We start from the raw sequence: 12,484 nt of genomic DNA, 5'->3' as shown, positions 1-12,484 counted from the left end.
GGATGACGACGGTGATGGCGCGCGACATGTGCGGCAGCGTCAGATACCAGAAGCGGCTGAGGAAGCCGGCGCCATCCATCTCGGCGGCCTCCTTCTGCTCACCATCAAGCGATTGGAGCGAGGTGAGCAGGATCAGCGTCGCGAACGGCAGCCATTGCCAGGCGACGATCAGGATGACTGCGGTCAGCGGGTGCTGACCGAACCAGTCGATGGGGTTGGCGCCGAAGAAGCGGGCTATATCGGCAAAGACGCCGTATTGCGGGTGCATGATCATGTTCTTCCAGACAAGCGCCGCCACCGGCGGCATGACGAAGAACGGCGAGATGACCAGGATGCGCACGAAGCCCTGACCCCAGATCGGCTGGTCGAGCAGCAGCGCCAAAAGGATGCCGCCGATCACGGTGATGGCCAGGACACTGACGACGATGGTCAGTGTGTTGATGATCGACTGCAGGAAGGCGGGGTTGGAGTAGAAGAGCTTGTAATTGGCGAACCAGACGAACCCATCGCGGATCGGATTGAGCGGGTTGTACTGGAGGAACGAGAACCACAGCGTAAAGACCAGTGGCACGATCATCCAGACGAACAGCAGGATCACCGACGGCGCCATCATGAAACGGGCAAGCGAACGGGTTTGCTGAGTAGCCATGACGGTCACCCTCCCAAGGTCAGCCGGATTTAGACTTGTGCCAGAATTCCTGATTGCAAAGGTGGCCGCCCGAACTGGGTTTCGGGCGGCCTATGCCGGTCATGATCCGCTACCGGCGTTCGGCACCGGGAGGAGCCTTACTTGAGGTAGCCGCCTTCGGTCATCGCGGCAGTCGCCGCGTCCTGGGCCTGCTTCAGCGCATCATCGACGCTCGACTGGCCGGCAAGAGCGGCGGAGAAGAGCTGACCGACGGTGGTGCCGAGGCCCTGGAATTCCGGGATGGCCACGAACTGCACGCCGACATAGGGCACCGGCTTGACGGTCGGATGCGTCGGGTCGGCGGCATTGATGGAGTCCAGCGTCATCTTCGCGAAGGGCGCTGCCTTCTGGTACTCCGGATTGTTGTAGAGCGAGGTCCGCGTTCCGGGCGGAACGTTGGCCCAGCCTTCCTTCGAAGCCACCAGTTCGAGGTAGTGTTTCGAGGTCGCCCAGGAGACGAACTTCTCGGCGGCGTCCGCCTTCTTGGTGCCGGCGGGGATAGCGAGAGACCATGCCCACAGCCAGTTGCCGCGCTTGCCGAGACCCTTGTCGGGCGCCAGCGCATAGCCGACCTTGTCGGCGACCTGCGATGCCTTCGGGTCGGAGACGAAGGACGCGGCGACGGTGGCATCGATCCACATGCCGCACTTGCCCTGCTGGAAGAGCGCAAGATTCTCGTTGAAGCCGTTGGAGGACGCGCCCTCAGGACCGTCTGCCTTCATCAGGTCGACATAGAACTGCAGCGTGTTCTTCCATTCCGGCTGGTCGAATTGCGGCTTCCAGTTCTCATCGAACCAGCGGGCGCCGAAGGAGTTTGACATGGCGGTCAGGAAGGCCATGTTCTCGCCCCAGCCGGCCTTGCCGCGCAGGCAGATGCCGTTCACGCCATTGGCCCGATCGGTCATCTTGTCGGCGGCCTCCTTGATGAAGTCCCAGGTCGGCGCGTCGGGCATTTTGAGCCCCGCCTTCTCCATCAGGTCCTTGCGGTACATGACGAAGGAGCTCTCGCCGTAGAACGGCGCGGCATAGAGCTTGCCGTCGACCGAAAGGCCGCCGGCAATGGCCGGGATGATGTCCTTGACGTCGTAGTCGTCGCCGAGCTTCTCGAGCGGCAAGAGCCAGCTCTGCTTGGCCCAGATCGGAACCTCGTAAGTGCCGATGGTCAAGACGTCGTACTGGCCACCCTTGGTGGCGATGTCGGTGGTGACGCGCTCGCGCAGCACGTTCTCTTCGAGCGTGACCCAGTTGAGCTGGATGTCGGGATTGGCCTTCGTGAAGTCGTCCGTCAGCTTCTGCATGCGGACCATGTCGCCATTGTTGACGGTGGCGATGGTGATGGATTCGGCATGCGCGGCAAATACAAGGGCGCTGGCCGACAGGCCCAGGGTGAGCGTGCGAAGTTTCATCAATTCCTCCCTAAAACCAAGATGAGCATTTGCCTTGGCTGTGGGCAATTACTCACTAAGTGTGAATTATGTCAAGCCGGAATCGATGCTGCAGCGCAGCACAAATCGATGCCGCGCCCGTCTGGGCGATGCGTAGCGGAGACGGCAGGTGTAATGCCGTCCTACCGACAGGCGATCTCGGCGAGAATCCAATCGCGGAAGGCGCGGATCTTCGGCACGTTGCGCCGGGCCGTGGGATAGACCAGCCAGTAGGCGTGGCCGTCGTCGCCGACGAGGTCGAAGGGCTGGATCAGCCTGCCGTCGGCAAGCTCGTTCTTGAACAGGGCGCTGGTGACGATCGCAACACCTTGCCCGGCCATCGCGGCATTGGCCTCATAGGCCTGCGCGCCCATGCTGGTGCCGGGACGGCTGGCGAGTTCCTCCGCGGGCAGACCGGCGAGCGCGAACCATTCCTGCCACCAGATGTCGCCGGGATCGAGGATGGGGAGCTTGAGCAGGTCGGCCGGCTCCTTGACGCCGCCGATGCTCGCCGCAAGCCTGGGGCTGAGCACCGGGGTGAAGTCGGCCCTGAACAGCATATGCGTTTCCACGCCCGGCCACTTGCCGCCGCCGGAGCGGATGGCGATGTCGACGTCCTCGCGCGCGAAATCGACGACTCGGTTCGAGGTGTCGACGCGCACGGCAAGCGAGGGGTGCGCGACCTGAAAGGATCCCAGATGCTGCGCCAGCCAGTTCGAGGCGAAGGTGAGCAGGGTGGAAACGCAAAGCACGCCGTCGGCGCCGGCTCGGGCGGCCGCATAGGCGCCGCTCAGCAGCGCGAATGCCTCGCTGACAGCCGGCGCAAGACGCTGGCCGGGTTCGGTCAGCTCGATCTGCCGTGGACGGCGCAGGAACAGCGGCGCGCCGATGCGCTCTTCCAGAAGCTTGATCTGATAGCTCGCGGCGGCCTGGGTCATGCCGAGCTCCTCGGCAGCCTTGGTGAAGGAGAGGTGTCTGGCCACGGCCTCGAACACCCGAATCGCCTGCAGGGGCGGGAGCTGGACATTCTGCCGGGAGCTCAGATCGGGCATAAGGCCTCTTTATGGGTCATGATCGACGTTTGATTGGAAGCACGTGCCGATCAGCCCGATATTTGGGGTCGACGATCACTCCAGTTCAAGCATAGCGAAGGCTGACGATCATGACCCCGATGCAGGAAAAACTCGATTCGACCCCGATACATGGATGGATTTCGCTGCTGGCGCGGGAATTGTCGTGGTTCGCCAGCCGCAGGCGCGGCTATGTCGATGTCCGAGAACTGCCGGAGCACCTGCAGCGGGATATGGGCTTCCTCGACGGCAACGATCCGCATGGACGCTACAAATAGCCGGGTTTCTTTTTATCGCCAACGGCTCGTCGCGTCAGATTCGCCCGAGCCCAGCATCACGATCACGCGCCGCCGAGCAGGGCGGTGGCTGTCCGTTCATCGGTGATGAGGCCATTGACCAAACGACGGTTCACGGCGGCGAGAATGCCCGGCAGCTTGCGCTCGCCCATGGCAAGTGCGATGACCAAGGACTTCTCGCGTGACGGCAAGGCGGCGGACGAAACGCGGTCGTTGGTGATGCCTTCGATCATGCGGCCTTCGCGGTCGAAAACCCAGCCGACGATCTCGGCGACGCCGCCGGCTTTCTGCAGTGCCTTCAGTTCCCCCTCCGAGATGAAGCCGTCCTCATAGAGCGGCGCCTTCGGGCCGAGATCGCCGATGCCGACGAATGTGACGTCGGCCTCCGCGGCCAGCGCCAGCGTCGGCTGGATCATTGGCTGGCTGAGCAGCATGTCGCGCTCTTCCGGCGAGGAGGCGATGACCGGCAGCGGCATCGGGAAGGAGCGCGCCTTGACCCGGTCGGCCATGGTGAAGATGACGTTGTAGAAGGCGGCCGAGCCGTCGGGCGAGATGTTGCCGGTCAAGGACACCACCTTGTGCTGCGGGCACTCCATCGGCGGCAACAGCTCGATCGCCGCCTTCAGGGTGCGCCCGGTGCCGATCGCCATGACGATGGGGGCGGCGGAGCGCAGCCGCCGCTCGATCTCGGCAGCCGCCGCCTCGGCGACGCCGATCGTCGTCGAGGACGAGGTCGGATCGCTCGGCACCACTTCGACGAGATCGAGCGCGAAACGCGACTTCAGCCGCGCGGCAAGGTCGAGGCAATTGGCGATCGGATGATCGACGCGGACCTTGATCAGCCCTTCCGACATCGCCAGCGAGACGAGCCGCTGCGCCGTCTGCCTGGAAATGCCGAGCTTGGCGGCGATCTGATCCTGGGTGTTGCCGGCAACATAGTAGAGCCAGCCGGCCCGCGCGGCGTCGTCCAACCTGGTGCTGCCGGTTTCCTGTCGCGCGTTCACATTCTGCCTCCCCAAGCCCGAATAGCGGGCCCTCTAGATTACAGCGAAAGCGGCCCTGCGCAATTGTCAAATTGAAAGAGCAATTGCTTGCGCCGCTGCCGACCAAGGTTGGCCCTGTTCGCACTCGCTTCAGCCATTTGCCGGGAGAGCGGTTTATCTCTGACCGGAAACCCATTAAGGGATCGGCAAAAGGAGCCTTGCATGACGCCGAAAGCGGTTTTCTGGGACATGGACGGCACGCTGGTCGACAGCGAGCCGCTGCACGAGGCAGCACTTGTGGCGGCTTTGCGCAGCGTCGGCATCACGCCGCCGACCGACCTGCACGAACGCGTGCTGGGCGTCGCGGCATGGCCGGTCTACGAAATGCTGCGCGACCAGTTCGGCCTCGACCTGCACTTCGATGACTGGATCGTGCGCAAATACGACCACTATCTGCCGATGGCCGAGACGCTCAAGCCGCGGCCCGGCGCGATCGAGGTGTTCAACCAATTGCGCGCGCTAGGCGTCGAGCAGGCGGTGGTGTCCAATTCCGACCGGCTGATCGTTGACGCCAATCTCGGCGCGGTCGGTCTCGTCTATCCCGGCATGCACACGGTGAGCCGAAACGACGTACGCCAAGGCAAGCCGCATGCGGAACCCTTCCTGCGCGCGGCTTATCTCGCCGGCGTCGATCCGGCCGACGCGGTCGCGGTCGACGACAGCCGCACCGGCGCGATGGCCGGCCTGGCTGCCGGCATGAAGACGATTTTCTGGCCGGAAGCGCCGATGGAAGGGCCGCCCGGCGCAATCGTCATCAACAGCGCCGAGGAACTGCGGGCGCAATTGGGTCTCTGAATAGACTTTCCAGGCCTCGACGCTGCCCCTCATCCGCCTGCCGGCACCTTCTCCCGGTGACTACGGGGAGAAGGGACACGCTCCGACGCTGCGATTTCCCTCTCTCCGTGCTTCACGGGGAGAGTGTGAGGGGCAGCGCCCGGCTTCGAAAATAAGCGAAAGCCAAGCCTCCAGCGTCACCCACAACCGCGGAGCTCAGTTCCTGTAGACCGGCTCTTCCTCGTCGAGGATTGCCTTCAGTTCGGCAAGGTGGCGCTCGGCCTGCCCGGGATAGTCGTCCATCTCGCTCGCCGTCTTTTCCGCGATCTCGTCGGAGAGCGTGCGCAGCGGCCGACCGGTCCACAGCGCCTTGATGTAGGTCTCGGCGGCACGCTCGAAATAGAACATGCGATTGAAGGTGTCGGCGACAGAATCCCCGATGACCATCACGCCGTGATTGCCCATGACCATCACCTTGACCTTGGGATCGACGAGCAGTCTCGAGCAGCGCTCGCCCTCCTCTTCGAAGGCCAGCCCGCCATAATGAGGGTCCACGACATGACGGTTGAAGAACATGGCCGAGTTCTGGTCGATCGGAGGCAGGGTGGAGTCGGCCAGCGAGGCAAGCACCGTGGCGTGGATCGAATGCACATGCATGGCGCAGCGCGCATGCGGCACGTTGCGGTGGATGGCGCCGTGCAGGCCCCAAGCCGTCGGGTCGGGCGCGTTGGGGCCGGAGAGCGTGTCGGGATCGTTGGCGTCGATCAAAAGCAGATCGCTCGCCTTGATACGCGAGAAATGCACCTGGTTCGGGTTCATCAGGAACTTCGTGCCGTCCTCGTTGACCGACAGCGAGAAATGATTGGCGACCGCCTCATGCATGTTGAGCCGCGCCGTCCAGCGGAAGGCGGCGGCGAGATCGACCCGCTCCTGGTAATAAGGCAGGTTGGTCAGCGTTTCCTTCTGCAGACGGGCAAGGCTCATCGAAAATCCTCCGGTTTGGCCGAGCATGCCGTGCATGGCGGCTGCCAGCAACCGCAAACTGATGGGTCAGGCGGCAGGCCGCGCCGTTTGCAGCCCGCCCAGCTCGACGATGAACTCGATCACTTCCTGCAGGCCTTTGCCGCGCGACAGATCGGTGAAGCCGAAAGGCCGCTTGCCGCGCATGCGGGCGGCATCCGCCTGCATGACGTCGAGGTTGACGTTCACATAGGGCGCCAGATCGCTCTTGTTGATGACGAGGAAGTCTGAGCGGGTGATGGCCGGGCCGCCCTTGCGCGGTATCTCCTCGCCCTGGCAGACCGAAATGACATAGAGGGTCAGATCGGCAAGGTCCGGCGAGAAGGTGGCGGCGAGATTGTCGCCGCCGGATTCGATGAAGACGATGTCGAGGTCGGGGAATTTGCGGTTCAACTCGGCGATCGCCCGCAGGTTGATCGAGGCGTCCTCGCGGATGGCTGTGTGCGGACAGCCGCCGGTCTCCACGCCGACGATGCGCTCCTCCGGCAGTGCCTGCAGGCGCGCCAGCATCATGGCGTCTTCCTTGGTGTAGATGTCGTTTGTGACGACGGCGATCGAGAACCGGTCGCGCAGCGCCTTGCAGAGCTTTTCGGTGAGCGTCGTCTTGCCGGAACCGACGGGGCCGCCGATGCCGATGCGCAGGGGACCATTGGGTTGGCTCATGCCGGAAACTCCGTGATGGCGAGGATTGCGAAGCCCAGCCCGATCAACAGGCAGAGCGGCGAGTAGAGGCGCCGGTCGAGCCGGGCGAAGGGCTGCTCCGGCGTCAGCCCGCGCCACCAGGGGGTGAAGCCGGCGATGCCTCGCCCGAAGAAGACCATCCCAAAGAGCAGCGCCGTGGCGGCGAGGCCCTGCCTGGGAAAGGGCGAGGCGAAGACGCCTTCAAGGGCCAGCGGCCATAGCGTCGCAAGCGCCAGGCACGCGGCGACGGCAAAGCTCGCGACGGGCGAGGGCATGTCGTCGACGCCGCGAAAGCCGACGACGGCGCGGGCGCAGGATTTCGCGTCCTTTCCCGGCCAGATGCCGCCTATGCCCCAATAGACATGCAGCGTGGTGATCAGCAGCAGGATGAGGGAGAGGACAAAGGCAAGTATGATCATGAGCGGAACAGACGCGAATATTGGGTTTCGTGCTTCATCGCCGCAATGTCGGATATCAAGGCCGAGCCGCCGAGGTCATCGAGCGTGGAGTTCGCGGCGCGAGCAGCTGTCGCGAGCGCCAACGGTTCGAAGCCGGCTAACAAAGCGGTGGCATCGACCTGTCCTACAACGCCGAGCCGGATAGCGGCCTGCACGAGGTTGGAGAAGAAGGCCTGCAGGAAGGCCGACAGCGCGTCCGCCAAGCCGATGCCATCGCTGCCAGCGATCGCGCCGACAGCGACGCAATAGGGGCAATCCGCAGGCAGGCGCTCGAGCGCATGACAAGGCCAGGCAGAGGCGGCTTTTTGGAAGGCGGCGCCTTGGAGCATGGTTTCCATGTGACGCTGCTGCGATCCGGCAAGCGCCTCGGCCAGCGCGGCGACTTCCGCGATATCGCCGCCGTCATGCGCGCGCCGCCAGCTTTCGGCAAAGAGCACCGCATCGTTCCAGCCCGAGCCCATCTCGACCAGCGTCTCCAGCCACTCGGCGAGATCCCCGCGATCGGCGACAAGTCCGTCATGCACGGCCCTTTCGAGGCCATGACTGTAGGAGAAGCCGCCGACCGGAAAGGACGGCGACAGCCAGGCCATCAGCCGCAGCAGTGCGGTACCGGACGGCTGGTCAGTCATGGTGATGGTGGTGATCGTGGTCGTGGTCATGATGCCATGCGCGTGATCATGATCGTGATGGTCGTGGCCGTGATGATCATGCGCATGGCCATGGTCGTGGCCATGTCCGGAATAGGCGCCGCGCACGGGACTGAACGGTTCCAGCACCTCGCTGACCGTGGCGCCGAGCCCTTCCAGCATCGCCTTGATGACATGGTCGCGCAGGATGAGGATACGGTCCGCCTCGATTGCCGCCGCGAGGTGGCGATTGCCGATATGCCAGGCAAGCTCGGTGAGATGCACGGTGTCGCGGGCGCGGATGTCGTAGACCTCTTCGGGCGCGGCGACGATCTCGAGCTGGCGGCCGTCCTCCAGCACCAGCCGATCGCCATTGCCGAGAGCCACCGGCTCGGGCAGATCGACCAACAGCCTGTCGCCGCCGGCGGTTTCGATGGCGCGACGGCGCAAATGCCGCTCGTCATGCGGCAAGATGGCTTTGTCGAAAGGTGTCGCCGCTCCGCCCTCGCCGGCCGGGAGCACCGAGACGGCGCGCGGAAATTTGGTGAAATCGGTGTTGATGTTGAGCTTCATTTCATGGCTCCGCCATTGGCTTGCGCCCGCGCCCGGGCGGGTCGCGACAGCACGCGATCGAAATAGGCGTTGACGCGATCTGAGTCGACCGAGAACCGGCCGGCGCGCGCCCAACCACCCATATCGCCGAGCAGAACGTCGACGGCGGAAAAGCGGTCGCCGAGCGCAAAAGGCTTGTCGCCGAGCCGGCGGTCTAGTGCCTTGACTTCCGAAGCGAAATCATGGGCGGCGGCAGGGCCGACATCGACGCGCAGCTCCTTGGGCAGGATGAAGCGGTGGCGCAATTTGTTCCACAGCGGCGCTTCGAACTCGCTCTGCGCGAAATGCATCCAAGAATCCAACTCGGCGCGGCCGGCGAGCCCGGGATCGGCGCCCATTCCCTTATCGGCATGCTTGTGCGCCAGATAGACGCAGATCGCCGCCGAATCAGTGATCGTCAGCTCGCCGTCGATCAGGATCGGCACCTTGCCGGAAGGGTTCAGCGCATAGGTCTCGGGCGAGCGCAGCTTCACCTCTACGAACTCATAGGATTGCCCGAGCTCCTCGAGCATCCAGAGCACGCGGCTGACCCGGGAACCTCGTGATCCGACGGCCTTGTACATGGTTCGAATCCTGCCTTTTCCCGGAGCCTAGACCATCCAAGCCATCAGCCCAATGACGATCAGGCGATGAGGTCGAAGAGCCGCAGGAATGAAATCCGGTAGCTAAAACAGAAAATACCGCTGCGCCATCGGCAGCACCGTCGCCGGCTCGCAAGTCAAGAGCTCGCCGTCGGCGCGCACCTCATAGGTTTCAGGGTCGACCTCGACATGCGGCGTGGCGTCGTTGAGCACCATCGAATGCTTGCCGATGCCGCCGCGCGTGTTCTCGACCGCGACCATCGCCTTCTCTACGCCAAGCCTGCCCTGCAAGCCGGCATCAAAAGCCGCCTTGGAGACGAAGGTGACCGAGGAGTTGGTCAGCGCCTTGCCGTAGGCGCCGAACATCGGCCGGTAGTGCATCGGCTGCGGCGTCGGGATCGATGCGTTGGGATCGCCCATCGGGGCGGCGGCGATTGTGCCGCCTACCAGCACCATCTCCGGCTTCACGCCGAAGAAGGCCGGGTTCCACAGCACGAGATCAGCGCGTTTCCCGGCCGTCACGGAGCCGATCTCCTTCGACAGGCCATGCGCGATCGCCGGATTGATGGTGTATTTGGCGATATAGCGGCGGACCCGGAAATTGTCGTTGTTGCCCGTCTCCTCAGCCAGCGCACCGCGCTGGCGCTTCATCTTGTCGGCGGTCTGCCAGCAGCGGATGGCCACCTCGCCGACGCGGCCCATGGCCTGGCTGTCGGACGAGATGATCGAGAAGGCGCCGATGTCGTGCAGGATGTCCTCGGCCGCGATCGTCTCCTTGCGGATGCGGCTTTCGGCAAAGGCGATGTCCTCGGGAATCGACGGCGACAAATGATGGCAAACCATCAGCATGTCGAGATGCTCGGCCAGGGTGTTGACCGTGTAAGGCCGCGTCGGGTTGGTCGATGACGGGATGACGTTGGGCAGGCCGCAGACCTTGATGATATCGGGCGCATGGCCGCCGCCGGCGCCCTCGGTATGGAAGGCGTGGATGGTGCGGCCCTTGATCGCGGCAACCGTGTTCTCGACAAACCCGGACTCATTCAGCGTGTCGGTGTGGATCATCACCTGCACGTCATAGTCGTCGGCGACCGAAAGGCAGCAGTCGATCGCGGCCGGCGTCGTGCCCCAATCCTCATGCAGCTTCAGCGAGCAGGCGCCGGCGAGCACCATTTCCTCCAGCGCTGCCGGCTTTGAGGCATTGCCCTTGCCGGACAGCCCGATATTCATCGGGAAAGCGTCGAAAGACTGGATCATGCGCGCCATGTGCCAGGGGCCGGGCGTGCAGGTGGTGGCCAAGGTGCCATGCGCCGGACCGGTGCCGCCGCCGAGCATCGTGGTGATGCCGCTCATCAGCGCTTCCTCGATCTGCTGCGGGCAGATGAAGTGGATATGCGCGTCGAAGCCGCCGGCCGTCAGGATCTTGCCTTCGCCGGCGATGATCTCGGTGCCCGGACCGATGATGATGGTGACGCCATCCTGGGTGTCCGGATTGCCTGCCTTGCCGATCGCGGCGATGCGACCGTCCTTCAGGCCGATATCGGCCTTGACGATCCCGGCGAGCGGGTCGACGACCAGCGCGTTGGTGATGACGGTGTCGACGGCGCCGCCCGCCCTAGATACCTGGCTCTGGCCCATGCCGTCGCGGATGACCTTGCCGCCGCCGAATTTCACTTCCTCGCCATGGACGGTAAAATCCTTCTCGACCTCGATAAAGAGCTGGGTGTCGGCAAGCCGCACCTTGTCGCCGACCGTGGGGCCGTACATCTGCGCATAGGCGGCACGGGAAATTCTTGCCATCAGCGATTGCTCCCAAAAGCGAGTTTGTGTGGGCGCGGAGCGCACATTGTCGCCATCCAATGGTCACGCAATGACCCGCTCGACGACACCTTCCGATCCCATTTGGCGGTTGAGGTGACCGAGTCAGCCCAAAACGACCGTTTTCCAAACCGAGGGAAGGAATATCCATGCGAAAGACGATACTTTTCGCGGCCGCCGCCAGCTTGATGATGGCGGGTGCGGCCGGCGCGCAGCAGCCCGCGCCGCAGCCGAGCCCGGCGCCTGCGGCACCTGCTGCCGCCGCGCCCAAGGCGCCGACGATCGAGAGCGTCAGCATCGTCGATATTACGGAACTGCCAAAGGACACGCAGACGCAGGTCAATCAGATCGTCGCCCAACGCGGCGACGCCGGCCTGCAGACCCTGCGCAAATCGATCGACGCGACACCCAAGGTGAAGTCCGCGCTCGAAGCCAAGGGAATGAGCTCGGCGCAGGTGATCGCCGCCAGCCTGCAGCCCAATGGCGCGCTGACGCTGATCACCAAGAAGGCGAGCTGACGACCAACGCTGGCGGGCCGGTTGCAGGCCCGTCAGCATCATCGCGAACGGAACCTCCCGCAAACAAGACTCGTTTCGCCTTTTTCGCCCCGCCACAAGTTCAACCAGGAGCGAGCGATGGCGAGCGCCCCGTGCCCCGGAACAGGATTTCCAGCCCTTGTCTTTCCAGCCCTTGTGGTGGCCATGCTTCTCGTGGTCGCCGCCCCAGCGTTCCCCGCGCAGCCGGCGGACGGCAAGCCGCCACTGGACAGCACCAAGCCGGGCGCGACGATCGTCGATTCCGATGTGCGGCAGGAGGAGGCGCTGTCGAAGACGGAGGCCGGCAAGGTCATCACCGCCATCGACCGCACGCGCGACAATATCGGCACCGTGCGCAAGACGACCAAGCTGGATACCGTCGATATCGTTTTCCTGACGGATGCCGCGCGCAGCGAAGGCGGGCCGCCGCCTGCGATCGAGAACAAGGTAAAGCAGCATCAGGAAGACGTCGCGGAGCTGCGGCAGGAGATCGAAGCGAACGCCCTGCTCTTCAACGCCATCGATTCGCGGCGCGTGCAGGCCGAGGACGTGCTTGCCGTCGAGTTCGACAATCCCGGGAAGGTCGTCATCTACGCGGCCGCCAAGCCGCCGAAGTGATTTGAGCGCGCCGCCACGCCTCACAGCTTGCCCATCACCTTCCGTTGAAATCCATAGACCTCGCGCCTGCCGCCGAGCGGCACCAGCGTGACGTCACGTTCCTGGCCCGGCTCGAAGCGCATGGCCGTGCCGGCGGCGATGTCGAGCCGCATGCCGCGGGCGCGTTCGCGGTCGAATTTCAGGCCCTCATTGGTCTCGAAGAAATGATAGTGGCTGCCGACCTGGATCGGACGGTCGCCGCT

Annotated in this window: 15 protein-coding genes and 1 pseudogene; 4 read left to right on the top strand and 12 right to left on the bottom strand. The window is 64.2% G+C overall.

The genetic code is table 11. The features are described from left to right. From EOA49_RS25795 to gcvA, 3 genes are all read right to left on the bottom strand, one after another. A partial coding sequence (locus EOA49_RS25795) for a sugar ABC transporter permease (protein ID WP_164749282.1) occupies positions 1 to 649 on the bottom strand: 649 nt, incomplete at its 3' end. 137 nt (positions 650 to 786) lie between these two features. Further along, on the bottom strand, positions 787 to 2,094 hold the full coding sequence (locus EOA49_RS25790; protein ID WP_127240208.1) for a sugar ABC transporter substrate-binding protein: 1,308 nt from the start codon (positions 2,092 to 2,094) through the stop codon (positions 787 to 789). 161 nt (positions 2,095 to 2,255) lie between these two features. Beyond that, the gene (gene gcvA / locus EOA49_RS25785) at positions 2,256 to 3,164 is read right to left on the bottom strand and encodes a transcriptional regulator GcvA (RefSeq protein WP_067323982.1); all 909 of its coding nucleotides are present in this window, start codon (positions 3,162 to 3,164) and stop codon (positions 2,256 to 2,258) included. 110 nt (positions 3,165 to 3,274) lie between these two features. Between gcvA and EOA49_RS25780 the strand changes: the two genes are divergently transcribed. Further along, positions 3,275 to 3,460 (top strand): hypothetical protein, encoded by a 186-nt coding sequence (locus tag EOA49_RS25780; protein WP_127240207.1) that lies wholly within the window; start codon positions 3,275 to 3,277, stop codon positions 3,458 to 3,460. 62 nt (positions 3,461 to 3,522) lie between these two features. Here the strand turns inward: EOA49_RS25780 and EOA49_RS25775 are convergent, their stop codons facing one another. Beyond that, positions 3,523 to 4,482 carry a sugar-binding transcriptional regulator gene (locus tag EOA49_RS25775; RefSeq protein WP_066999158.1) on the bottom strand — a complete coding sequence of 320 codons (960 nt, stop codon included), beginning with the start codon at positions 4,480 to 4,482 and terminating at the stop codon, positions 3,523 to 3,525. A gap of 201 nt (positions 4,483 to 4,683) precedes the next feature. Between EOA49_RS25775 and EOA49_RS25770 the strand changes: the two genes are divergently transcribed. Next, a complete protein-coding gene (locus tag EOA49_RS25770) occupies positions 4,684 to 5,316 on the top strand; it encodes an HAD family phosphatase (protein WP_066999155.1) in 633 nt (210 codons plus the stop codon). Between the two features lie 195 nt (positions 5,317 to 5,511). Here the strand turns inward: EOA49_RS25770 and EOA49_RS25765 are convergent, their stop codons facing one another. The 7 genes and pseudogenes from EOA49_RS25765 to ureC all read right to left on the bottom strand — a co-directional run bounded on the left by EOA49_RS25765 (position 5,512) and on the right by ureC (position 11,073). Then, a complete protein-coding gene (locus EOA49_RS25765; protein WP_127215806.1) occupies positions 5,512 to 6,279 on the bottom strand; it encodes a class II aldolase and adducin N-terminal domain-containing protein in 768 nt (255 codons plus the stop codon). A 66-nt stretch (positions 6,280 to 6,345) separates the two neighbouring features. After that, on the bottom strand, positions 6,346 to 6,978 hold the full coding sequence (gene ureG, locus EOA49_RS25760) for an urease accessory protein UreG (protein ID WP_127240514.1): 633 nt from the start codon (positions 6,976 to 6,978) through the stop codon (positions 6,346 to 6,348). After that, entirely contained in the window at positions 6,975 to 7,415 is a 441-nt protein-coding gene (locus EOA49_RS25755) for a DUF3995 domain-containing protein (RefSeq protein ID WP_095825544.1), read from the bottom strand. The genes ureG and EOA49_RS25755 overlap by 4 nt, the downstream gene beginning before the upstream one ends. Next, complete coding sequence (locus EOA49_RS25750; protein ID WP_095825592.1) at positions 7,412 to 8,083, bottom strand: urease accessory protein UreF; 672 nt, start codon at positions 8,081 to 8,083, stop codon at positions 7,412 to 7,414. Before EOA49_RS25750 ends, EOA49_RS25755 begins: the two co-directional genes overlap by 4 nt. Further along, positions 8,076 to 8,653, bottom strand: a pseudogene (ureE, locus tag EOA49_RS25745) (urease accessory protein UreE). Before ureE ends, EOA49_RS25750 begins: the two are co-directional and overlap by 8 nt. Further along, positions 8,650 to 9,255 carry a glutathione S-transferase family protein gene (locus tag EOA49_RS25740; protein WP_127240515.1) on the bottom strand — a complete coding sequence of 202 codons (606 nt, stop codon included), beginning with the start codon at positions 9,253 to 9,255 and terminating at the stop codon, positions 8,650 to 8,652. The pseudogene ureE and the gene EOA49_RS25740 overlap by 4 nt, the downstream one beginning before the upstream one ends. Before the next feature lie 102 nt (positions 9,256 to 9,357). Further along, positions 9,358 to 11,073 (bottom strand): urease subunit alpha, encoded by a 1,716-nt coding sequence (ureC, locus tag EOA49_RS25735; RefSeq protein WP_164746750.1) that lies wholly within the window; start codon positions 11,071 to 11,073, stop codon positions 9,358 to 9,360. A 164-nt stretch (positions 11,074 to 11,237) separates the two neighbouring features. Here ureC and EOA49_RS25730 point away from each other — a divergent pair, with 164 nt between their 5' ends. Both EOA49_RS25730 and EOA49_RS25725 read left to right on the top strand, forming a co-directional pair. After that, complete coding sequence (locus EOA49_RS25730; protein WP_127217220.1) at positions 11,238 to 11,606, top strand: hypothetical protein; 369 nt, start codon at positions 11,238 to 11,240, stop codon at positions 11,604 to 11,606. Between the two features lie 117 nt (positions 11,607 to 11,723). Then, on the top strand, positions 11,724 to 12,242 hold the full coding sequence (locus tag EOA49_RS25725; protein ID WP_245299678.1) for a hypothetical protein: 519 nt from the start codon (positions 11,724 to 11,726) through the stop codon (positions 12,240 to 12,242). Positions 12,243 to 12,262: 20 nt separating this feature from the next. Here EOA49_RS25725 and EOA49_RS25720 read toward each other — a convergent pair. Then, a partial coding sequence (locus EOA49_RS25720; protein WP_127243427.1) for an urease subunit beta occupies positions 12,263 to 12,484 on the bottom strand: 222 nt, incomplete at its 5' end.

The organism is Mesorhizobium sp. M1A.F.Ca.IN.020.04.1.1, assembly GCF_003997315.1.
GTDB lineage: Bacteria > Pseudomonadota > Alphaproteobacteria > Rhizobiales > Rhizobiaceae > Mesorhizobium.
Note: the sequence above shows the minus strand (reverse complement) of the source record. Positions and strands in the feature narration are given on the sequence as shown.

Bases quoted from the DNA above. Each gene is read 5' to 3' on its own strand.
- EOA49_RS25740 (WP_127240515.1), bottom strand. From the start codon at position 9,255: ATGTACAAGGCCGTCGGATCACGAGGTTCCCGGGTCAGCCGCGTGCTC.
- ureG (WP_127240514.1), bottom strand. From the start codon at position 6,978: ATGAGCCAACCCAATGGTCCCCTGCGCATCGGCATCGGCGGCCCCGTC.
- EOA49_RS25765 (WP_127215806.1), bottom strand. From the start codon at position 6,279: ATGAGCCTTGCCCGTCTGCAGAAGGAAACGCTGACCAACCTGCCTTAT.
- EOA49_RS25725 (WP_245299678.1), top strand. From the start codon at position 11,724: ATGGCGAGCGCCCCGTGCCCCGGAACAGGATTTCCAGCCCTTGTCTTT.
- EOA49_RS25770 (WP_066999155.1), top strand. From the start codon at position 4,684: ATGACGCCGAAAGCGGTTTTCTGGGACATGGACGGCACGCTGGTCGAC.
- EOA49_RS25790 (WP_127240208.1), bottom strand. From the start codon at position 2,094: ATGAAACTTCGCACGCTCACCCTGGGCCTGTCGGCCAGCGCCCTTGTA.
- EOA49_RS25780 (WP_127240207.1), top strand. From the start codon at position 3,275: ATGACCCCGATGCAGGAAAAACTCGATTCGACCCCGATACATGGATGG.
- EOA49_RS25750 (WP_095825592.1), bottom strand. From the start codon at position 8,083: ATGACTGACCAGCCGTCCGGTACCGCACTGCTGCGGCTGATGGCCTGG.
- EOA49_RS25755 (WP_095825544.1), bottom strand. From the start codon at position 7,415: ATGATCATACTTGCCTTTGTCCTCTCCCTCATCCTGCTGCTGATCACC.
- gcvA (WP_067323982.1), bottom strand. From the start codon at position 3,164: ATGCCCGATCTGAGCTCCCGGCAGAATGTCCAGCTCCCGCCCCTGCAG.
- EOA49_RS25730 (WP_127217220.1), top strand. From the start codon at position 11,238: ATGCGAAAGACGATACTTTTCGCGGCCGCCGCCAGCTTGATGATGGCG.